The sequence below is a fragment of the Chryseobacterium sp. CS2K3 genome (assembly GCF_059515185.1).
Genome location: NZ_JCAKRW010000014.1, coordinates 59,692 through 83,074, shown reverse-complemented (window position 1 = coordinate 83,074; position 23,383 = coordinate 59,692). Strand labels below are relative to the sequence as shown.

Sequence of the window (23,383 nt, the reverse complement as noted above, 5' to 3'; positions counted from 1 at the left end):
TTAGTTTTTAAAAAGCAATAAATTATTATCAATTCATTATTATACTACTATACAATTTCCACAACAGAATTGTATTTATTTTTTTCTAGAATATCATTTGTTGATGTTTTTAAAGGGTTTGCAAAACTCATGAAAAAATGATTTACCCAGCAAACCAAAAGCGTTCCAATTCGTATACAAAATAATAACAAAACATGTACAAAATAATACAAGGCACTGAAAATCAAAAACTTAAATAACACTCTTGAAATTAAAAATTACTGAATTAAAAATATAAACTCTCAAAAATTTTATTAAGTATCAACTTAACAACAAACACTACATAACACATTGTAATTCAATAAAATAAAGACTAAAAAGCTCAGTTTAAAATAGATGTCTTTTGAATGAAATTTTTTAAAAAAACACACAAAACACTAATATTCAACATATTAAATAAAACTGTAAACATTCTACACATTTTTCAAATTAAAATGTAAACAAAGTGAAACACTTCATATTCTTAACACATATTTTATTTTATTCAAATTTGCAGCATCAAAAAAAAACACAATTTAAATAAACCCAGTTAGAGTTTGATACCTCTAACAATTTAAAATGAAAGGTGTCATGCGCTCAAATTATTTCGATCATAACACCTTTCTTTTTATTCACCTGTTTAGTAAAGCATTACTAACATCTATAATGACGAAATAAATCTTATACAAAAAACACTAACAAATTATGAAAAAAGTTTTTTCTAGTGCCATTTTTATATTCCTGGCTATTCATCTTAAAGCACAAATAGGAATCGCTACAGACTCTCCAAGAGCAACATTGGATGTCACCGGAAAACCAACTGCAGCCACCATTGCAGACGGTATTATTGCTCCCAGAATTTCTCTTGCTAACCTTAATGCTAAAAGTGCTTATGGAGCCAATCAGATTGGAGCCATTATTTACATTAACGATATCACCGGAACAGCAACAGGTGCTACTGCTAATATTAATGCAATAGGATATTATTACTTTGATGGTGGAAAATGGGTGAAATTTGCAGGTGACTCTACCAATATTTACAATTCGAATGGTTCTTTAACAAGTCCCAGAACCGTAACCCAAGGAGCCAATACACTAGCCTTCAGTAGTACAGTGGCTAATGCTTTTTCTGTAGCAGGAAATACGTTCTCTGTGGATGCTTTAAATAACAGAGTCGGAATTGGGACAACCACTCCTACCAGAAAACTAAATGTAGTGGGGACCGGACTTTTCAATGCTGCTCCTACATGGGCAGATACAACCGATGCCCTGGAAATTAATATTGGAAAAGATGGGCAGTCTTATGGGAACAGAAAGGAGAATTTTGGTATTCACATAAAGTCTGATGTAAGCGCACAACCAGGATCTATTGCCAGAATTAACTTTGGGGACATAGGTCTGACCGGAATAGCCAAGTCAAAATACCTTTCTTTCAGTGTTGGTAATACGCTCAATGAGCTTATGTATCTTACAGACAGCAATAACGGAAGAGTGGGTATAGGAACTACAGCTCCTACTAATACTTTACACGTAAAAGCAACAGCTGATCCTGTGAAACTAGAAGGTTTACAAGCTGATGCGACAGCAACAAACATTGTAGTAGCTGATGCGACAGGTGTTTTAAAAACGGTTGATAAAGCATCTATTTCAAGCAATATCTACAATACAAACGGAACTTTAACAAGTCCAAGAACCGTAACTCAGGGAGCTAATACATTAGCTTTCACAAGTACGGCTACCAATGGTTTCTCTGTAGCAGGAACAACGATTTCTGTAGACGGAGCCAATAACAGAGTCGGAATGGGAACTGCTGCTCCTACCAATGCTTTACATGTAAAAGCAGCTTCTAATCCTGTGAAAATAGAAGGTCTACAAGCTGATGCGACAGCAACAAACATTGTAGTAGCTGATGCTTCAGGAGTTTTAAAAACGATTGACAAAGCCTCAATTTCAAGTAATATATACAATACAAATGGCTCTCTAACAGATAACAGAATGGTAACACAAGGAGCCAATACATTAGCTTTCACAGGTACTGCTGCCAATGCATTTTCCATAGACGGAAGCACCTTTTCTGTAGACGCAGCTAATGACAGAGTGGGAATTGGAACGACAACTCCTACCAGAAAACTACACGTTGAAGGACCTGCTTTTATCAACCCTGTACGTACATGGAGCGAAACAACAGATGCCCTGGAAATTAATATCGGAAAAGATGGAAATAGCTACGGAAACAGAAAAGAGAATTTTGGTATTCATATAAAATCTCAGGTAAGTATCCAGCCGGGGTCTATTGCAAGAATTAATTTTGGGGATACAAGTACAACTTCTGTTGAAAAAACAAAATACCTTTCTTTCAGTGTTGGGAATACACTTAACGAACTTATGTACCTTACGGACAGCAATAACGGAAGAGTGGGGATAGGAACTACAGCTCCTGCTAATACTTTACATGTAAAAGCAACAGCTGATCCTGTTAAATTAGAAGGTTTACAGGCTGATGCCACAGCACCAAACATTGTAGTTGCTGATGCTTCAGGAGTTTTAAAAACTATTGACAAAGCATCTATTTCAAGTAATATTTACAATATAAATGGTTCTCTAACAGATAACAGAACGGTAACACAAGGAGCCAATACATTAGCTTTCACAGGTACTGCTGCCAATGCATTTTCCATAGACGGAAGCACCTTTTCTGTAGATGCAGCTAATGACAGAGTGGGAATTGGCACGACAACTCCTACCAGAAAATTAAATGTAGTGGGAACCGGACTTTTCAATGCTGCTCCTACATGGGCAGATACAACCGATGCCCTGGAAATTAATATTGGAAAAGATGGGCAGTCTTATGGGAACAGAAAGGAGAATTTTGGTATTCACATAAAGTCTGATGTAAGCGCACAACCAGGATCTATTGCCAGAATTAACTTTGGGGACGTAGGTATGACCGGAATAGCAAAGTCAAAATACCTTTCTTTCAGTGTTGGTAATACCCTTAATGAGCTTATGTACCTTACGGACAGCAATAACGGAAGAGTGGGGATAGGAACTACCAACCCTACAGCTATGTTAGATGTAAATGGTGATATTGCCACTTCAGGAAAAGTATATTCTGCAAGTTCTACCTATGCTGATTATGTTTTTGAAAAATATTTTACAGGAAAATCTGAAATCAATAACAAATATAATTTCACTTTATTAAAAGATGTAAAATCTTTTGTAGAAAAAAACCATCACCTTCCTGGCGTAACTCCTATTACTGATTTGAAAAAAGAAAGCAATGGCTATAAGTTTGATATGTCTTCATTAGCAATACAACAGTTGGAAAAACTTGAGGAATTATACTTACATGTTATTGAACAGCAGGAACAATTAGAAGCTAAAGAAACTAAAATAAAAACTTTAGAGCAAAAAATGTATGATCTTGAATCAAGATTAGAGAAACTGGAAAACCAATCAGCACGATAATCTTTTAAATCTATTCATTATTTGAATTATATATTAATGACTATGAGATCATCTATTAATTTACTTAAATATCTACTGCTTTTTTTGATATTATTTGCAGGTGGAAAAAACTACGCTCAGGAGTCTCAACGTACTGATGCATCAGGAAACTGCTACGGACGTACAACTTTAGGAGCCCTTCCCACCCCAGACAACCGAAAAGGTCTACAGGTAATTTTATCTTCAGCAGGTAATATGCAGGTCGTGAAAAATTACTTCCTTAATAATGTGGGCATCTTTAATAATATTATTAAAGGAGCTTTTTCAGCCGGAGGAGGAGACAGATTGACCTTCGCGACTACGTATCCGTATGTAACCCCTAGCTTACAGCATGGACTGGTAGTATCTATAGGTAATACTTATTATTATGGTGGGAATCTAATCCCTAGTACAGCAGATAGACAGATATTTAATGATGGAGGAAAATTCATCCTACAAAGCCAGACCTGCCAGAACCTGATTGGTAATCCCTACGGTACTAACCAAACCAATGAATTAAAATTTAAGGTTACCAAAAATAATAAAGATTATTTATTTACTCTTAAATATATTTATAATTATCCTGACACTAAATTTGATCTTATTTATAGCGTGCAGATACCACAAGGTAATACTGAAGAAGTTAAGTTGGCACATGGCTGGCAGCTGGATTCTTTCGGTGCGGATATTTTATCAGGGGAATATAAATCGGGAGCTCAACCTGTTTTAAGCATCAGAACGAAAGAGCGTTATTTTCAAGGACATTTTAATGCAATTAAATATAATTCAGGGATACCCTGGAGCGGATACTATGCTGATGGTGCAGAAAAAGTATCGGAATCAATTGTTAATATGATTTTCAATAAATCAGTATCACCCCAAATATCATCACCTGCTAATGATGGAGGTTTAGGAATATCTATGAATTATGGCTCTACTCCGGGAACCTATTCTACTTCTACCACCCAGATATATGAATGTCCGGCAGATAACATCAAACCTTATGTTACTCCCCAAGCCACGGTTTGTAATCTAATGAATGTCAACTTATTCAATTATATTATTAGTTCTCCTCCTTCCAACCTTAAGCTTGTATTCATGAAAGTTTCTGATGTAAATGCAACAACAGGAACTATTATTGATAATCCGGAAAACTATAATCCGGGAACTCCGGGAAATCATTATTTTAAAGCCTATCTTGTAAGTAATGAATTTGGCTGCTCGGGTCCATTATCAGATGCTATTACTATCAATTTTGATTCCTCAAATACTTTATGTGCAAAATGTTATTCCAATCCTCTTACAACAGGTACAGTTGTTAAACCTGTAACAGGAATATCCAACCTTGTGAAAACAACCACTGCCAAGACCTGGCTGGATAATTTCAGCGGAGCACAGCTAGTAACAGAATCAAAAACAAACGGCTTTGTACTGAATCGTTTGACAACAGCACAGATTACGGCTCTACAAAATCCGGTTGAAGGAATGGTGGTTTATGATACTACCACCAATGAATTAAAAGTGTATAACACAGCAACCAGTCCGGGAGCAAATGGAGTTCCGGTTTCAACAACGGGTTGGAAAGTTTTCAAAAGCCAATATTGTCCTAATTAAAAAACAGTTTGTTATGAAAAAAAGATTATTTACAGTAGGTTTAATTAATATCAGCTTTCTGTTATTCGGGCAAAACATTATTGGTAAGAAAACAGCTCCCAGCAGTTCGTCTTCATTACTGGAATTCGATGATACAAAAAATGCAGGGCTGGTACTACCCTATATTTACGGTGAAGCTACTGTTGTAAGTCCGGTAGCCGGAACTTTGATTTTCGATTACACGACAAAAAAAATAAAGCTTCGAGACAACACCGGATGGAAAGATTTAACCTCTACAGCCAATAATTCCAATGCCATTTCACCAACAATCATTAACGCACAAAATGCATTAGCGGAGGATGCGGGCAGAAAAACGGTAATAGGATCTAAAACATCTGCTGCAAACGGAGTTCTGGTACTGGAATCCCCTAATAAAACAATGATACTGCCCAAGGTAACAAACCCGGCAGGCACTATAGCCAATCCATCTGCCGGAATGATTGTATATGATCCTACAAACGATTATATCGCTACATTTAATGGTACCCAATGGACATTCTGGAAATAAAATCCGGAACAGAATAATGACTACAATTTCTCATTAACATCATATTAAGTTAAGTTGGTGTGTTTTTTCCGTAGGACTGAAATCAAAGATTTCAGTCCTACATTTTTATATTCAAAACCTATCATATCATTTGTGTATTCAAGTACATTCATTGTTTTTAAATTAAATAATTCCAATTTCATTTTCTTTAGCGGGTTCTGTAAAGAATATAAATAAAATTTTGAGTATTTTTGAGAAGAAATATTTGAATTTTATTATATTAACGACATATTAATAATTCAAACTTTCGGAACGTAAACGATTAGTTTTAATCTATATAAAAAGTATAATTCATATTAATAATTCCAGACTTATGAAATCATTTGTAGACTATTCCTCAAATTCGGATTTTTCTATACATAATATTCCTTTCGGAGTAGCAGTTTTTAATAAAGAATATATCGGATGCTGTACAAGAATCGGAGATCAGATCATTGATCTTGCCACGTTGTATGACCTTGGCTATTTTGAAGATATTGAAGGATTGGACGACAATGTTTTTGAAGCATACACAATCAATGAATTTATTGAACTGGGAAAACCGGTTACTAATGCTGTCCGCGCTAAAATTCAGACTTTATTACAGGAAGATTCTATTCTTTCTAAAGATCAGAAAACCATTGAAGATGCATTCTATGACCTGGATAAAGTGAAAATGATGATGCCGGTTCACATCCCAAACTATACGGATTTTTACAGCAGCATTGAACATGCCACTAACGTTGGAAAAATGTTCCGTGATCCTGCCAACGCTTTATTACCCAACTGGAAACATTTACCTGTTGGTTACCATGGAAGAGCATCATCTATTGTTGTTTCCGGAACAGAAATCAACCGCCCAAAAGGTCAGATGAAGCCTGCTGATGCCGACAAGCCTGTTTTTGGTCCATGCAAGCAACTGGATTTTGAATTGGAAATGGCTTTCATCGTTAATAAAAATACAGAGATGGGCGAAAGTATTTCTATAAAAGATGCAGAAGATGCCATCTTTGGAATGGTGGTTTTCAATGACTGGTCTGCAAGGGATATTCAGTCTTGGGAATACGTTCCATTAGGACCTTTCCTTGCTAAAAATTTCGGTTCTTCAATTTCTCCATGGGTGGTTACTTTGGAAGCTTTAGAGCCATTCAGAACCACTTCTCCTACACAAGATCCTGAAGTTTTAGATTATTTAAAATTTGAAGGTGACAAAAATTATGATATCAACCTTGAAGTGTATATCCAACCAGAAAATGGTGAACACAACCTGATCTGCGAAAGCAACTACAAGCACATGTACTGGAATATGAACCAACAACTGGCTCACCACACCGTAAACGGATGTAATGTAGAAGTAGGTGATATGTATGCGAGCGGAACCATTTCAGGAAGCGATCCAAAATCTTTCGGTTCTATGCTTGAACTGACATGGAGAGGTCAAAACCCTATTACTTTAAGCAACGGTGAAGAAAGAAAGTTCATAGAAGATAACGATACCGTTACCATGAAAGCATGGGCAGAAAAAGACGGTGTGAGAGTAGGTTTCGGTGAAGTTTCAGGTAAAATAATTCCAACACTTTAAAAGTAGTTTAAACACTTAAGTTTTTAAGTTATATGAAAATGGTAAAATTAAGTTCACTTAAGCTTTGAAAACCTACGATTTTCATTTTCTCACATTATGATAACTCAAAAATTGATTAATAATTTGTCTTACAAAATCGTTGGAGCTTGCATAGAAGTACATAAACTAGCAGGTCCGGGATTGTATGAAGAAGTTTATCATCAGTGTCTGGAAAAAGAATTTGATTTGTTAGGTTTAAAATATCGAAGTGAACTTGAAATTCCATTTATATATAAAGGTAATCATATAGATTGTAAAGTAAAATGTGACTTTTTAGTTGAAGAATTAATCGTTTTAGAATTAAAATCTGTTGCTGAACTTCATCAAATTCATAAAGCCCAGACCATGAATTATATGAATCTTTTAAAAGCACCTCGCTCAATCTTAGTTAATTTCAATGTAACAAATCTCTACCATGAAGGGTATGAATCTTTTGCCTCCAAAATATATAGGGAACTTCCAAAAGAATGAAAATCAGAGATTTTCAAAACTTAGGTGATCTTCTATAGACAGAATTAGAAATAACTAAAAAAACTTAAGTGTTAAAAAGAAAATATGAAAACAGTAATCCCCTCCGAAATAACCTCCGTACAGTTACAAACCATCATGCAGACAGCCGTTTCACCACGACCGATTGCATTGGCATCTACGGTGGATAAAGACGGTAATAATAATTTATCTCCATTTAGTTTTTTCAATATGTTCAGTACGGTGCCGCCGATTCTGATCTTTTCACCATCAAGGAGAGTACGTGATAATACGACGAAACATACTCTTGAAAATGTGTTGGAAGTTCCGGAAGTGGTCATTGGAACAGTCAATTTTCCAATTGTACAGCAAATATCTCTTGCTTCTACAGAGTATGAAACGGGAGTGAATGAGTTCATAAAATCCGGGCTTACCATGAAGGATGCAGATCTTGTAAAACCTAAGCTGATAGAAGAATGTCCTGTAAACTTTGAATGTAAAGTTTTAGAGATAAAATCGTTAGGTGATCAGGGGGGTGCGGGAAATCTGGTGATTTGTGAAGTTCAGAAAATTCATATTAGGGAAGAATATCTGAATGAGGCTGGAAATCTTGATCAGCAAAAACTTGATATGGTGGCACGCTTAGGAAGCAACTGGTATTCAAGAAGTAATGAAAACAGTCTTTTTGAAGTTCCAAAACCATTGGTAACCAAAGGTATAGGATTTGATCTACTACCCGATTCTATTAAGTATAGTAAGATCTTCACAGGAAATGATCTGGGAATGCTTGCCAATATAGAAGTACTTCCAGCAGAAAATTTCTATGCGGAAGAAAATATTCATCTTGAGGCTCAGAAGCTGCTTGTGCAAAGTAAAGTGGAAGAAGCATGGACCTTACTTGCCATTAAGTAAGCCATTACAATAGACAAAAAACAGCCTGAATATTTCAGGCTGTTTTGTTTTGTACCTATAATTTCTAGTGTTTATCCAATTTTTCAACACCGGCAATCTTTCCTTTTTCATTGAAATCGGAGATTTTACCATTATTATCAATCGAAACGTTCAAGTTATCATTTTTAGGGTCGTAATAGATTTTTGTAGAATATCCGGGACAGTCATGCTGTTTGCATCCTGTAAGTAAATAGATATCGTGTTCTAAGGATATTGGACTTGTTACATCAAAGTACTTAACCATTTCCTCATATTGACTTCCTACCAATTTTTTTAGCCTTTCTGTAATGTTTTTATCTTCAAAGAATTTAATATCATGAGGATATTTCCCTACGTTTTTAGTAATAATATTTTCACCAACAGCAGAAACCGCAGGCGTAGTTGTAGTTGCAGAATCTGTTTTTGGAGTTCCAGCAGAATCTTTTGGCATTACTGTAGCCAAAGTATCTGTACTTACAGAAGATTGGGTTTTATTTTCTTTTTTACAGGAAAAAACTGTTGTCAATAAGGCAAGTCCCATTGCACTGTACATAATTTTTTTCATAATTATATCATATAGAGGTTAATATAAATAACGTCATTAAAATAACATTATTTTCTTAGTTCATTTTATTATTAATAAATTCAATACATGCTTCGGTCACAATATTCAGGTCTTTTGGCAGATTTGTTTCTGTCCAGGGCTCTTTAGCACCAAAAGTATGATTGCCATCTTCAATAAGGAACATTTCAGAGTTTGGATTCAGGATATGAAGATGTTCAGCATGTTTTACATCTACAGCTTCGTCTTGTGTTCCATGAATAATGAGCATATGGGCTTTAGCCATTTCGGTAGCACGTTCCACATCAAAACGATGAATATTCTGTTCATAATCTTCATAGAATTGGTAATAATGGGGCATTTCCTGCATGGTTCTGCCATTTAAAGCATAATAAACTCCTTCTCTTTTCCAATTTTCAAAGAGATCTCCTTTAGGAAAACGATCTAAAGTGTCTACACTTGCCAGAGTAATCAATCCATTAATTCTTACATCTTCGAAAGTTTTAATAATAGAAATGCCTCCTCCCCTGCTATGACCGATAAGAACAACTTTTTCCGAATCTACATTGGGATCCTGAATAAAATGATCAATCACCACTCCAAGATCGGAAAGTTCTTTAGAATAATTATTATTCCCGAATGATTCCAGATCAGCAAAATGATGAGGGTCTTCCACACTGGTTCCATTATGGGAGAAATTAAACTTCACAAAATAAAAACCTGCCTCAGCAAACTTTTCAGCCATTAAATCCCATGCTCCCCAATCTTTATATCCTTTATATCCATGAACGAAAATCACCAATGGAAGTTTTTCTTGTGTTTCTTTATAGTAAGTATCCGCAAGAAAACTTCGTGTTTCCTTGTTTTCCAGGTGTATATTCTTTTTAATAATCAATCTCATAAGACAAAGCCATTTAATTTAAATCGAAATTTATGAAAAAAACTATCAAAAAATAACCTTAATTTTGCTTTATGCAGAATTTAAGAACGGTAACCGTGATACGTTACATTTTGCCTTTGAGAGAGGGAGGTTCTCTTCCCGCTTTGGCAGAAGCTGATGATGATTTTAAATATGTTTTAAAATTTCGTGGCGCAGGTCATGGAGTAAAAATGCTGATCTCTGAACTTCTAGGAGGGAAGATTACGGAAGCTTTAGGCTTAAAAATCCCTGAACTTGTCTTTATAAATCTTGATGCTGATTTTGGTAGAACTGAGGCAGATGAAGAAATTCAGGATTTATTGAAATTTTCTGAGGGTTTAAATCTTGGGCTACATTATCTTTCGGGATCTATTACCTATGATCCGGGCGTAAGCGTAGATCCTCTGCTGGCTTCAAAGATTGTTTGGCTTGACGCTTTTATTACAAATATTGACCGTACTTTTAAGAATACAAATATGCTGATGTGGCATAAGGAACTTTGGATTATTGATAACGGAGCATCGTTCTACTTCCATCACTCATGGCAAAACTTTGATGCTGCGGCAAAAACGCCTTTCAAGTATGTAAAAGACCATGTGCTCTTACCGAAAGCTACAAAGCTTGATGAAGCAGATCAATTTGCTCACGAAGTACTGAATGAGACCTTTTTCAGAGATATGGTCAATTCAATTCCTGAAGACTGGTTACATTGGGATGATGCTGATGAAACACCTGAAGAAATTCGTGAGATCTATTTTCAGTTTTTAAAAACCCGATTCGAAAATTCACAAATCTTTGTAAACGAAGCTAAAAATGCAAGAGGATAAAATATATGAATATGCGGTAATTCGCTTGGTACCGAAAGTTGAAAGAGAAGAATTTTTCAATATAGGATTGGTGATGTTTTCTAAAAAGGAAAAGTTTATCCGGGTAGAATTTTATTTATGTCCTGATAAATTTAAGTTGATGCACAGCAAACTGGATTATGAAGATGTGATTCAAAATTTGCAAAGTTTCCAGAAGATTGCCAATGGTGACAAAAGCGGCGGACCTATTTCTTTCTTGGAAATTCCTGAACGTTTCCGATGGCTTACTGCTGTAAGAAGTGCAGTTGTACAGACTTCGAGACCTCATCCCGGAAAATCCAAAGACCTGAATATCACTTTTGATAAACTTTTTGAAGAGCTTGTAAAATAGTTCACCATATAAAAGAATCTACAGTAAATATGTAGATTCTTTTTTTATAATTTAGTATTGTTATGGTTTCTTTCTAATGTACAAAAACATCTTTCCATTTTTTAACCGTATTTCGGCTTAATTTGAAATGTCTGGCTATTTCAGAATTATTCAGTTTATTTTTTCTCTGATAATCTAATATCTGAAGAATATCAGACTTAAGATATGAACGGTATTTCTGGCTGGAATTAGGTTCAGAGTCTTCTGTTTTATTTTGTTTTCCGAAAAGGTCTTCATTAAGCTTTATCACATCCAATGCAGATAATTCTTCTTTCTGAAACATGGCTTGATATTTTTCAATTTTGTCCGGAAATTTTTTTGTCATCATATCCAGATAAATGCTTTTGTAGCAGGGTCTTGAGTTTTTTTCCATATATAGTGTTTTTATTTCTGATTATTTTTTATACTTCTCGATCCATTTATATAGCGTTGTTTTAGGAATACGGTAGTCCTTAATTATATCTGCTTTTGTTTTCTCTCCTGTTTTAATAAGATCTAACAGAAAATCTATAATTTCTTTAGTATAAATATTCTTTCTGAACTTAGGAAGCTGTGATGCTCCAGAATCTTTCACACTGTATATGGCTTCTCTTTGAGGTGAAAATAAAATCAAATGGTGAGAGTAAATTCTAAAAAAATCATATTCTAAAAGTTTACTCCATTTTAAAACAATATCAGTAGGCAAATTGCTTTGGGTATACATTTCAGCAACCTCATCTTCCGTGCATTTCATAAACTTGGAAATTCTTTCCGAATCTATATTAGTTTCATTCACCCTGGTTTTTATAATCTGCCCGATATGTATATCTTTAAAATTCATTTTTAAATAAATAGCATTGTTTAGAACTACAATTGCAAAGCTAAAGACAACCCTACTTTTATAAAGTCATACCGAGATTATATTTTGTATACACTAACTTTTTCCTGCGTATACAAAACATATACTAAAACTTGACACTTGCAACATAAAACACTGTAAAACAATCGAGTAAAATCAAAAACATAATAATAAAAAACAATAAACATTATTTCAATACTCACGAATTTAAAGCAGTTTTGTAAATAATTTTATGAGTACAATCGGGGAGATAAGATTAAAATCAGGACCCAAAAAGGTTCTTTACCGTCTGGAAAATCATAATTCTGAATAGCTTTTTTGGTAAGCTTTTTGAGGTATTAGTAACACATTACTTAAAAAAATTCCATTATGAAATCATCTATCGATATATCCACCCACAGGTTCTTCACAAACCTGTTTTTTGTTTTACTTTTAAGCCATTCTCATTTATTTTTTTCGCAATCATTTTCACAAGCACCAGTCAAAGCGCCCCGTGTAAAAAGTACTTTACTTCCTGAAATAGCTTCGGTTACAGAAAACATTGTTTATAAAACCAATAAAAAAGGAGATTCAATTTCTCTTGATCTTTATGCGCCTAAAAATACATCAACGGAAAAATTTCCGGTTTTAATTTATGTGCATGGCGGTGGCTGGGTAGAAGGTAATAAAATGATTCTTGCCGATGATTATGTAGAAAATACCATTAAAAAATTAATAGCTAAACGATATGCAGTAATCAGTATTAACTATACACTTCTGAATGAGAACACTCATTTTCCTTTACCTTTGGAAGATACTAAAGATGCAGTAAGATGGGTAAGAAAAAACGCTGAAAAATATAATTTTGATGTGAATAATATTGGACTTTTCGGGGCTTCGGCAGGGGCACATCTTTCTTTGCTTGCAGCTTATACTCCTGATGATACATTCAAGGGAAGTTCGGAATTGTTGCCTTATTCCGCAAAAGTAAATTATGTGATTGATCATTACGGTCCGGCTGATTTAAACAAGCTTTTCCATACCAGAGCAGGTACGATACCTGTTTCTATGATTGGGCTGATTTCAAAAAAGATCATTAGTCTGCAACAAAATCTGGTTAAAGGGCTTTCGGGATTGGATGTTAACAAAGATCAGGATAGAGTAATAGAATATTTCAAAACGATCTCTCCTGTGAGTTTTACTTCAAGTGGAGTTCCGACTCTTATTGTACAGGGTAATGCGGATAAAGTAGTTCCTTTAAGCCAATCAAAAAAATTGCATCGAAGATTGAAGCGAGCAAAAATTGAAACATCATTAATTGTTATTGATAAAGGGGTTCACAGCTTTTCAACGACAGATAAGGATCCTCTTGATAAAATGACGGATCAGATGGTGGATTTTGTTGTTTCACAGAAAAAATAATTTTGTAATAGGCAAAAAAAATGGATCTCAATAAGAGGTCCATTTTCATTAATTTATCAATTTAAAAATTGAAATTCAATCTGGAGAAGACATATCTACCATTCTGTCCAAATTGTGAAGTAGAACGAGAATAAACGAACTGATCATTATTGCTGGATGCAGGCAGATTTTTGGTAGGGTAAATATCAAATAGATTGTTGACTCCTAAAGTCAGCCCTATATTTTTGGTAAACTGATAGGCAAAGGAAATATCTGTAATAATCTTATCTCCTATTTTCTGGTGCTCATTGAATTCTATGATTCCGTCTCCGTTGGCATCAAGAACATCAGCTCCCGTCACTTTTCCGAAATAAGTATTTCTAAGATAGAAACTAAGGTCTTTCCATGTCAGTGTATGAGATAAACTTGCTTTTACTCTCGGAACCGCTTCTTCCAGATATACTCTTGATTTTTCAGAGAAATAAATCTTTTCCAATGTTGGAGATTTTAGCATTCCTGCTGAATGGATCTCTCCCACCTGTTTTGTCTGGTTCAGATTAATTGCAAAATTATTATCAAGCTTGATCCCTGAGAATCTTGCATTATGGGAAATAACCACATCCACCCCTTTTGTTTCCGTATCAATAGCATTGGTGAAAAACTGAGCACCATTGATATTTAATTTTTCAAATTCCAATTGTGCTTCCAACGGTACACTTCCTTTTAGAAACTGATCTGTAAGAATGATTCTGTTATCGATTTTTGTAAAGTATCCATCGGCTGTAAATGTAAGATTCACAGATGGTATTTTATAGGTAAATCCAATACTTGCCGATTTAGAGGTTTCCTGCTTCAGCTTAGGCATATTTAATTGTTCAGCCAGTTTAGAATCATTACTGAATGTTCCTACTTCCATAAGCTGATTATTTGTGTATAAAGTAGAAGTTACATTATAATAAATCTGGTGAATAGATGGAGCCCTAAACCCTGTAGATCCCGCAAGTCTCACATTGAAGTTAGGGGCAACCTTAATCCTTGAAGCCAATTTATAATTGAACGTAGATCCAAAATCTGAATAATTTTCATATCTCGCAGCAGCATCTACCAATAACCAATTGGTAAAGTTTAGTTCTACATCTGCATAAGCTGCCAATGATTGTCTGTTTTTATTGACCGCATTTTCAGGTCTGAACCCGTTAAAAACCTGTGAACCACCCGGCAAAGCCTGTCCAAAAAAGTCTGTAGCTCTTATATTTGGATTTCCATTCCAGATATTTCCATACTGATCGTAAGTCTGGTAAGAATCTCTTTCTCCCTCAGTTATTTTAAAATTTTCAAAACGATGCTCCCCTCCGAATGCTACATTCATTCCTTCCAGAACATCATATTTTTTAGAAAAATCTAAATTGATTGTATTTTGAGTAAAACGCAATCCTCCGGCATCAAATTCACTTGGAGAAGCAAAACGCATTGAAGTATTTCCTGTGTTTCCAATATTGTACGTAAAGGAATTCTGCCCAAACGTATTACTGAAATCAATATACCATCCCTCCCATTTTCCTTTAATTCCTGCTGCTAATGAGACATCCTGAATATCAGTTCCTATCTGTGGTAAATATCCGTTGGGATACAATGCTGTAAAGGTTCTGTTCTCTCTTGGCTTTCTGTAAAAACCTCCGGAAGTACCATGTCTCAAACTATAACCGCCAAAAGTATATACTTTCCAATCCTCACTTACAGGAAGTTCGGCATTAATAAATAGCTGATGATTATTAAGCTTAGACTGCCCTACCTGCATATTGAAATCTTTTCTTGTCAAACCTCTGTAGGCAAGTTCCTGATCCGTAACATCAGCACTTAATAAAGACCAAAGTCCTTTTTGAGGATTTCCTGCTCCATCTGTAAAATCTGCAAATGTATTGGCATTCTGAATATTTGATAGCTGCGAAGCACTGAAATAGTTTACTCCCTGAGCATATTGATGTACGTAATCAATGATCTGCTGAGTATTGGGAGTATCTTTTATATTGGTAAAAAGAGAAGACAGATTTACGCCGTCCTGCATCGCTCTTTGTTCAATAGCATTATAAGCATTGAAAATAGGACCTTTCTCTGTTCCGGCTCTGTAAGTAGGATTTCTGAACTGTGAAGACCAGGTAATGTTGAAGAAACCGCCTTTGGTCCCGATTTTAGTACCATAGTTTAAATCCAACTGAATATTTTGTCCGTCAAAATTCCCTGTATGATCATTGGCAGTAGGCGTTAAGTTTCCTCCATAACTGATCTGTCCGGTAAGTTTTCCCGTATCTCTTTTAAGCTCAAGGTTCATTACACCGGCAATTGCATCAGAGCCATATTGTGCGGCAGCACCATCCCTAAGAACTTCAATTCTGTTCAAAGCAAATGAAGGAATAGCATTAAGGTCTGTACCCACAGTTCCTCTTCCGGGTGTACCATTTACATTCACCAATGCTGAAGTATGTCTTCTTTTTCCGTTCACCAAAACCAATACCTGATCCGGTCCCAATCCTCTAAGTTGTGCAGGATCCAAATGGTCTGTTCCATCCGAATTGGTCTGAACCGTAGAAGTAAATGATGGTGCAATAGCATTCAGGATTTGCCCTATATTCGACTGTGGAAGAACTACTGAAGCCTCCTTTAGATTAAATACATCTACAGGCACAGGACTGTCTGTCTTTGATCGTGCCCCGGCTCTTGATCCCAGGATAACGACTTCTTCTACATTATTTGTTTTTACGCTGTCTTTTTTTGCTGAAATACTGTCTTTTTCCTGTCCATAAGTAAAAACTCCCAGGAAGAACAGAACAGAAGCGGAAAGAATAGTTTTTTTATTTCTCATATCATTTGATCAATTTGATTAAACATTTATGTTTTTTGCAGGTGCAAATGTAAAGCTTATTTATTAGTCTACAAAAATAATAGACTTTGTTTTTGTAAAAAATGTTAATCGTTTCTATCTATCCCTTATTAAAATTACTAATTTTTAAAATAAATTATAAAAAATCTAATAAAAAAACGGATTCAAAATTGAATCCGTTTTGTATTGTTAAAATCTAAAGCTCTTTACCTAAATTTTTGTAAGCTTAGCATATTTTAAGATCAGGTTCTTTTCTCCTTCATGGATGAAAATAACTTTTGCTTTGATGTTCTGAGGATCTGTTCCGTCCAGAAAAGTAACTTCTCCTATCCCAAAACGGTCATGTCTTACTTTATCTCCCACTTCAATATCCTGGGATGAAGCCCCGCTTGGATTAATAATTTTTGCGGTACTCACAGGCTTCAGTTTTCTTACTTCCGGAGCCGGCGCTGATTGTTCATTTTTACCAATCGTTTTCTTTTCTACCTTTTTGAAGGATCTCATTTCAGATGGATGCTCATCAAAAATATTAGATTTCACTCCTGCATTATTGATAAACCTTTTTTCCAATGCCGGATTAAGGAATTCTATATATTCATCATCAATCTCGCTAAGAAATCTTGACGGTTCCGCATCTGTAATTTTTCCCCATTGGAAACGTGAAACTGCATAGGAGAAGAACGCTTGTTTTTCAGCTCTTGTCAATGCCACATAGAACAGTCGTCTTTCTTCTTCAAGATCTTCTCTTGTTGCAGAACTCATAAAGCTCGGGAAAAGATTTTCTTCAAGACCTACAAGGTGTACAACCGGGAATTCAAGTCCTTTAGAAAGGTGAATCGTCATCAGTGAAACCATATCATCTTCAAGCTCTTTATCCTGAGTATCCGCTGAAAGAGCAATATTTTCAAGGAAATTAGATAGACTTGGGTCACCGTCTTCCAGCTGCATCTGCTCTTCAATGAATCCTTGCATAGAGTTCATCAATTCCTGAACGTTTTCTACTCTGGAAATACCTTCAGGAGTCTGGTCATCTTTTAAAAATTTGATCAATCCGCTACGTTTTGCTACTTCCATTGCAACACTGTAGGCTGTTTCGGTTTTTAACAGCACCTGGAATGCTTTGATCATGGACCAGAAATCATTCAGTTTGTTTAAAACACCATTATTAAGTCCTAATTGAGGAGCATACATTGGTAAATTATCCAGAACTTTAGATACAGCAATGTTCTGAGCATCTGCAAAAACGATCAGTTTATTTTGTGTCGTATCACCAATACCTCTTGCAGGATAATTAATGATTCTCATTAAAGCCTCTGAATCATTTTCATTGATCAAAAGACGCAGATACCCGATTAAGTCTTTAACTTCTTTTCTTTGGTAGAAAGAAAGTCCGCCATATACTTTATATGGAATATTTTTACGTCTCAGCGCATCTTCAAATGCTCTGGTCTGAGAGTTTGTTCTATATAAAATAGCAAAATCACTGTATTTTCTCTGATCACGGTTACGAAGTTCCCAGATATTTCCGGCAACAAAGTTTGCTTCGTCCGCATCGGAAAGAGAACGGTAAATTTTGATCTTATCTCCTTCTTCGTTATCACTGAAAACATTTTTCTTGAACTGCTGTAAATTCTTGGCGATAACAACGTTGGCTGCATTTACAATATTTTGTGTAGAGCGGTAATTTTGTTCCAATGATACTGTAATTGCATCCGGATAATCCTTTTTAAAGTTCAGAATATTATAAATATTCGCTCCACGGAATGAGTAAATGGATTGTGCATCGTCTCCTACCACACAAATATTTTCAAACTTGGAAGCCAGTGCTTTCACAATAAGATACTGCGAATGGTTGGTATCCTGGTACTCATCTACCATGATATACCTGAATCTGTCCTGATATTTAGCCAGTACTTCAGGAAAACGTGTCAACAGCTCATTGGTTTTCAGCAACAAGTCATCAAAATCCATGGATCCGTTTCTGAAACAGGCATCTACATATCTCTGATAAATCTGCCCGATGAACTTCATATTTGCCTTTTCATCAGCCTCCATCAATTCTGGATTGTTGAAATAAGCTTTTACTGTAATCAGGTTGTTTTTATAGGTTGAAATTCTTGCCTGAACTTTCTTTGGTTTATAAAGATCAGCATCAATGTTCATATCCTTCAATACTTTTTTAATCACATTCAATGCATCCTGCTGGTCATAAATGGTAAAGTTGGAAGGATACCCCAATAAATGAGCTTCAATTCTTAAGATTCTTGCAAAAACAGAGTGGAATGTTCCCATCCAGAGGCTTCTTGCATTACTGTCTCCTACTACCTTTGCAATACGTTCTTTCATCTCTCGAGCTGCCTTATTGGTAAAGGTAAGCGCCAGAATATTGAAAGGGTCTATTCCGTTATGGATAAGGTGAGCTATACGCATGGTAAGCACACGTGTTTTTCCGGAACCGGCTCCTGCAAGTACCATCAGAGGTCCTTGTAAAGAGGTAACAGCTTCATATTGTGATTCATTGAGTCCTTTCAAATAGTCCATACTGCAAAAAAAATTTGGGAATACAAAATTAATGTATTCAGAGGAGAATTCAAATTATGAAATGTCAATAGTCAGTTTTGTATCGTAAATAGCTAGTGAATGGGTGCTGTTTATAAGAGTAGATCAGTTTGTTGAGGGAAACATTTATCGTATTTTCAATCTATTTTAAATGTAAATGGTCAATTTTGCTTCGCAAGTGAATATCGAGTGACCTAGAGCAAGTAAAGCAAATTCATCATTCAGTTTTCATCAAAGTGTAACATTTAATTCACTTTTCCTACTAATTGATAAACAATTTCTAACTTTATGAAAAAGCGACTTCTTTCTGCTGCTGCCGTAGCTTTCTTCGGGCTAATGCTGAATGCACAGCAAATCAAATTCGAAGAGTATGATCTTCCCAACGGTCTTCATGTAATTCTTCATCAGGATAATTCTGCTCCTGTAGTAACCACAGGCGTAATGTATCATGTAGGAGCAAAAGATGAAGTGAAAGGAAGAACTGGTTTTGCTCACTTCTTTGAACACCTTTTGTTTGAAGGAACTCCTAATATTAAAAGAGGTGAATGGTTTAAAATCGTATCATCCAACGGAGGGCAGAACAATGCCAACACAACCAACGACAGAACATATTACTACGAAACTTTTCCTTCCAATAATGAGCAACTTGGATTATGGATGGAAGCTGAAAGAATGCGTCATGCCGTAATCAATCAGGTTGGTGTAGACACACAGAGAGAAGTAGTAAAGGAAGAAAAAAGACTGAGAATGGATAATCAGCCTTATGGAAATCTTTTCTCAACAATTCAGAAAAACCTGTTTACCAATCACCCATACAATTGGCCAACCATTGGTTCTATGGAAGATCTTAATGCTGCAAAGCTTGAAGAGTTCCAGGCATTCTACAAGAAATTTTACGTACCAAACAACGCTACATTAGTGGTAGCAGGAGACATCAAGCCTGATCAGACTAAAAAATGGATCGAAGAATATTACGGAGGTATTCCAAAAGGAACAATTTATCCAAAAGATTTCCCTAAAGAGACTCCTATCACACAGGAAAAAGAAGTTACCGCAACTGATCCGAACATTCAACTTCCAGCTTATATTTTTGCTTACAGAACACCAGCCAATAAAGAAAAGGATGCATATGTTTTAGATATGCTTTCTTCTTATTTAAGTAATGGTAAATCTTCTGTTTTGTATAAGAAATTAGTAGATCAGGATAAAAAAGCATTACAGGTAGCGGCTTTCAATCAGGGGCTTGAGGACTACAGCATTTTTGCATTCTTTGCAATTCCTATGGGACAAACTACCAAGCAGACTTTACAGGCTGATATTGATGCAGAAATCAAAAAACTTCAGACGACTTTAATTTCTGATGAGGATTATCAAAAAATTCAGAATCAGTTTGAAAATCAGTTTGTCAATCAGAATTCAAGCATTCAGGGAATTGCAGCTTCATTAGCAACCAACCATGTATTGATGGGAAATACAAATCTTATCAATAAGGAAATCGACATTTACAGATCTATCACCAAGCAAGATCTGCAAAATGCAGCTAAGAAATATCTAAATTCCAACCAAAGAATCATCATCAATTACGTTCCTGAGAAAAAATAATTTACCCATGAAAAAGCAATTTACATATATAGCAGCGGCATTTTTATTTGCAGGAATGCTTACTGCCCAAAAAATAGATGTTAACGCAATGCCTAAACCAGGACCTACTCCTGCCATCAACATTGCAAAACCAAAAACTTTTCAGCTAAGCAACGGATTAACCGTAATGGTGGTTGAAAACAATAAATTACCAAGAGTAAACACTACTCTTTCTATGGACAGACCTCCATATTATGAAGGAAATATCTCAGGAGTAAGCCAGGTGATGGCAGAACAGCTTGATAATGGAACAACGAATCTGAGCAAGGATGAATTTAATAAAAAAGTAGACTTTTTAGGAGCAAATTTAAGCTTTTCATCTAATGGAGCGTCATCCAATTCACTGTCAAAATATTTCCCTGAAGTATTGGGCTTAATGGCTGATGCTATTGTTAATCCTAAATTCTCTGCTGATGAAATTCAGAATGCTAAGGAAAGAATTATAGAGGGATTAAAGGCTGACGAGAAAAACGCTTCTTCCATCGCTGAAAGAGTATCTAATGCTCTGATGTACGGAAAAAATACTTCAAGAGGAGAATTTGAAACTGTGGAATCTATCAATAAGATACAGCTAGCGGACGTTCAGAATATTTATAATAAATACTATTCTCCTGATAATGCTTATCTAGTTATTGTAGGAGATGTAAAGTTCGATCAGATCAAACCTTTAGTTGAAAAAGCTTTTGGAAACTGGAAAAAGTCAAACACAAAATTTGCTGCGTTAGAGCCTGCTTCTAATGTTTCAAAAACTGAAATCAATGTGGTGGATGTACCTTCTGCGGTACAATCTGTATTAGCGGTAAGCAATATAAACACCCTTAAAATGAAAGATCCGAATTACTTCCCGGCTACGATTGCCAACTATATTTTAGGGGGCGGTGGTGAAGCAAGGCTTTTCATGAATCTTAGAGAAAAGAACGGATTTACTTATGGAGCTTATTCCAGCATGACAGCAAGCAAGTATTCACCTGATTTTTCCGCTGAAACCAGTGTAAGAAATGAAGTGACAGATAAGGCTATTAAGGAATTAATGAACGAGCTTAATGCCATTTCTACGGTAAAACCTGATGAACTTGACAATGCCAAAGCAAAGCTGAAAGGTGCCTTCATTATGTCTTTGGAGAAACCTGAAACAATTGCCAGATTTGCATTAAACCAGAAGGTTCAGGATCTTCCGGCAGATTTCTATACCAATTATTTGAAGTCTATCGACAAAGTAAGTGCTGCCGATGTTTCTAATGCAGTAAAAGCAACAATTCTTCCCAACCAAAGCAGAATTTTTGTTGCAGGTAAAGCATCCGATATTTCTGAAGGACTTGAAAAACTAGGATATCCGGTAAAGTATTTCGATAGGGAAGCTAATCCGGTAGCAAAGCCAGCTGCACAAAAAGTTGATGCTAATGTTACGATTGCTTCTGTTGCGGATAAGTACATCAATGCAATCGGAGGTTTAGCTGCTGTTCAAAAAGTGACTTCTATTACAGCTAATGCTACGACCAAAGTTCAGAAAATGGATATGACAATGAAACTTATTCAGGGAAAAGGTGGAAAAATGATGATGGAAATGAAAATGATGGGCAATACACTACAAAAAATCGTTTTCGATGGTAAAGATGGATATATGGAAGCTCAGGGACAGAAAATACCCCTGAATGACCAACAGAAAGCATCTATGACAGAACCTGAGCTTTTTCCGGAACTTACTTTTTCTAAATCAGCAGAGTTGAAATTGGCTGGAATCGAAAAATATAACAATGAAGATTCTTATGTTGTAAAAGGTCCGAAACAAACATATTATTACAGCGTAAAAACAGGTTTGAAAACCGGAGAAGTAAAAGCTGGAGAAGGAGGTTCTATTCCTACAAGCTATGCGGATTATAAAGATGTATCGGGAGTAAAACTTCCGTTCACTATTATTCAGAATATGGGGGGGATGGATATTAATCTGGCTGTACAATCTTATCAGCTTAATCAGGCTAAAGACTCTGATTTTAAATAAGAAGTATCTTTTTATAATAGAAGCTGTCTCATTTTGAGGCAGCTTTTTTGTTTCTATGTATTTAATTTTATACACGAAACTGCGCACATTTTATTCGTGAATTCGTGGCTTTTAAACAAGTACAAAGTTCTCTTTTCACCTTATTTTTAGTCGAAAATCATTATCTGATCTTTAAACTTTCGGTATTGATTCATATTTCTCCACATCTTTTTTTGTCGTTCAGTAAAAAAAGATTAAATTTGCCCATTCAAAAAGATATCAGAATTAATGGATACTATATTTACACTATTGATGGTTCTTATTATGATTGCCAGTGTTTTATTGGTAATTGTTGTTATGGCTCAAAACCCTAAAGGTGGAGGTCTTTCCAGTACTTTCGGAGGGGCATCATCTGCACAGTTTGGAGTACAGAGAACCAATGATTTCATGGAAAAAGCAACATGGACTCTAGGCGGAACTATCATCGTTCTTATCCTTTTAAGCGTTGTTATTACAGGTAAACCGTCACAAGCTGCGGCTACTCAACAGCAACCTGCTAAAAAAGAAGCTCCGGCAAAACAATCTGCTCCGGCTTCTTCTACAACTACTACTCCGGCACCAGCACCAGTGGCACCGGCTAAATAAGAAGATTATTTTCTACACATAACAAAAGCAACTCAAATTGAGTTG

Annotated in this window: 18 protein-coding genes; 12 read left to right on the top strand and 6 right to left on the bottom strand. The window is 35.5% G+C overall.

All coding sequences use genetic code 11. The features are described from left to right. The first annotated feature begins 723 nt into the window (after nt 1–723). The 6 genes from AC5YGG_RS19155 to AC5YGG_RS19130 all read left to right on the top strand — a co-directional run bounded on the left by AC5YGG_RS19155 (nt 724) and on the right by AC5YGG_RS19130 (nt 8,684). Nucleotides 724–3,486, top strand: a complete 2,763-nt coding sequence (locus AC5YGG_RS19155) for a phage tail-like protein (RefSeq protein ID WP_496146027.1) — start codon at nt 724–726, stop codon at nt 3,484–3,486. Nucleotides 3,487–3,570: 84 nt separating this feature from the next. Continuing rightward, nucleotides 3,571–5,118 (top strand): phage tail-like protein, encoded by a 1,548-nt coding sequence (locus AC5YGG_RS19150; protein WP_496146026.1) that lies wholly within the window; start codon nt 3,571–3,573, stop codon nt 5,116–5,118. Between the two features lie 13 nt (nt 5,119–5,131). After that, nucleotides 5,132–5,665: a phage tail-like protein gene (locus AC5YGG_RS19145; RefSeq protein WP_496146025.1), complete on the top strand. Its 534-nt coding sequence runs from the start codon at nt 5,132–5,134 to the stop codon at nt 5,663–5,665. A gap of 352 nt (nt 5,666–6,017) precedes the next feature. After that, nucleotides 6,018–7,265 (top strand): fumarylacetoacetase, encoded by a 1,248-nt coding sequence (gene fahA / locus AC5YGG_RS19140; protein WP_496146024.1) that lies wholly within the window; start codon nt 6,018–6,020, stop codon nt 7,263–7,265. A 96-nt stretch (nt 7,266–7,361) separates the two neighbouring features. After that, a complete protein-coding gene (locus AC5YGG_RS19135; protein ID WP_496146023.1) occupies nt 7,362–7,775 on the top strand; it encodes a GxxExxY protein in 414 nt (137 codons plus the stop codon). An 84-nt stretch (nt 7,776–7,859) separates the two neighbouring features. Further along, nucleotides 7,860–8,684 (top strand): flavin reductase family protein, encoded by an 825-nt coding sequence (locus AC5YGG_RS19130; RefSeq protein WP_496146022.1) that lies wholly within the window; start codon nt 7,860–7,862, stop codon nt 8,682–8,684. A gap of 64 nt (nt 8,685–8,748) precedes the next feature. On the opposite strand, the gene AC5YGG_RS19125 is transcribed toward AC5YGG_RS19130, so the two are convergent. Then, complete coding sequence (locus AC5YGG_RS19125) at nt 8,749–9,267, bottom strand: Ivy family c-type lysozyme inhibitor (RefSeq protein WP_496146021.1); 519 nt, start codon at nt 9,265–9,267, stop codon at nt 8,749–8,751. 55 nt (nt 9,268–9,322) lie between these two features. Beyond that, complete coding sequence (locus AC5YGG_RS19120; protein WP_496146020.1) at nt 9,323–10,165, bottom strand: alpha/beta hydrolase family protein; 843 nt, start codon at nt 10,163–10,165, stop codon at nt 9,323–9,325. Between the two features lie 71 nt (nt 10,166–10,236). Here AC5YGG_RS19120 and AC5YGG_RS19115 point away from each other — a divergent pair, with 71 nt between their 5' ends. Together AC5YGG_RS19115 and AC5YGG_RS19110 are read left to right on the top strand one after the other, a co-directional pair. Next, nucleotides 10,237–11,010 carry a HipA family kinase gene (locus AC5YGG_RS19115; RefSeq protein WP_496146018.1) on the top strand — a complete coding sequence of 258 codons (774 nt, stop codon included), beginning with the start codon at nt 10,237–10,239 and terminating at the stop codon, nt 11,008–11,010. After that, a complete protein-coding gene (locus AC5YGG_RS19110) occupies nt 10,997–11,380 on the top strand; it encodes a DUF3037 domain-containing protein (protein WP_496146017.1) in 384 nt (127 codons plus the stop codon). The genes AC5YGG_RS19115 and AC5YGG_RS19110 overlap by 14 nt, the downstream gene beginning before the upstream one ends. A gap of 73 nt (nt 11,381–11,453) precedes the next feature. Here AC5YGG_RS19110 and AC5YGG_RS19105 read toward each other — a convergent pair whose 3' ends face one another. Further along, nucleotides 11,454–11,792, bottom strand: a complete 339-nt coding sequence (locus AC5YGG_RS19105; protein ID WP_496146016.1) for a helix-turn-helix domain-containing protein — start codon at nt 11,790–11,792, stop codon at nt 11,454–11,456. A 21-nt stretch (nt 11,793–11,813) separates the two neighbouring features. Beyond that, nucleotides 11,814–12,239 (bottom strand): S1 domain-containing protein, encoded by a 426-nt coding sequence (locus AC5YGG_RS19100; RefSeq protein ID WP_496146015.1) that lies wholly within the window; start codon nt 12,237–12,239, stop codon nt 11,814–11,816. Between the two features lie 387 nt (nt 12,240–12,626). Here AC5YGG_RS19100 and AC5YGG_RS19095 point away from each other — a divergent pair, with 387 nt between their 5' ends. Next, nucleotides 12,627–13,658 carry an alpha/beta hydrolase fold domain-containing protein gene (locus AC5YGG_RS19095; RefSeq protein ID WP_496146014.1) on the top strand — a complete coding sequence of 344 codons (1,032 nt, stop codon included), beginning with the start codon at nt 12,627–12,629 and terminating at the stop codon, nt 13,656–13,658. Nucleotides 13,659–13,719: 61 nt separating this feature from the next. Here the strand turns inward: AC5YGG_RS19095 and AC5YGG_RS19090 are convergent, their stop codons facing one another. After that, a complete protein-coding gene (locus AC5YGG_RS19090; RefSeq protein ID WP_496146013.1) occupies nt 13,720–16,497 on the bottom strand; it encodes a TonB-dependent receptor plug domain-containing protein in 2,778 nt (925 codons plus the stop codon). A gap of 228 nt (nt 16,498–16,725) precedes the next feature. Further along, nucleotides 16,726–19,056, bottom strand: coding sequence for an ATP-dependent helicase (locus tag AC5YGG_RS19085; RefSeq protein ID WP_496146012.1), 2,331 nt, complete (start codon nt 19,054–19,056; stop codon nt 16,726–16,728). Nucleotides 19,057–19,362: 306 nt separating this feature from the next. Between AC5YGG_RS19085 and AC5YGG_RS19080 the strand changes: the two genes are divergently transcribed. The 3 genes from AC5YGG_RS19080 to secG all read left to right on the top strand — a co-directional run bounded on the left by AC5YGG_RS19080 (nt 19,363) and on the right by secG (nt 23,338). After that, complete coding sequence (locus tag AC5YGG_RS19080; RefSeq protein WP_496146011.1) at nt 19,363–20,676, top strand: M16 family metallopeptidase; 1,314 nt, start codon at nt 19,363–19,365, stop codon at nt 20,674–20,676. A 7-nt stretch (nt 20,677–20,683) separates the two neighbouring features. After that, entirely contained in the window at nt 20,684–22,714 is a 2,031-nt protein-coding gene (locus AC5YGG_RS19075) for a M16 family metallopeptidase (RefSeq protein WP_496146010.1), read from the top strand. A gap of 267 nt (nt 22,715–22,981) precedes the next feature. Then, nucleotides 22,982–23,338, top strand: a complete 357-nt coding sequence (gene secG, locus AC5YGG_RS19070) for a preprotein translocase subunit SecG (RefSeq protein WP_496146009.1) — start codon at nt 22,982–22,984, stop codon at nt 23,336–23,338. The last annotated feature ends 45 nt before the right edge of the window (nt 23,339–23,383 follow it).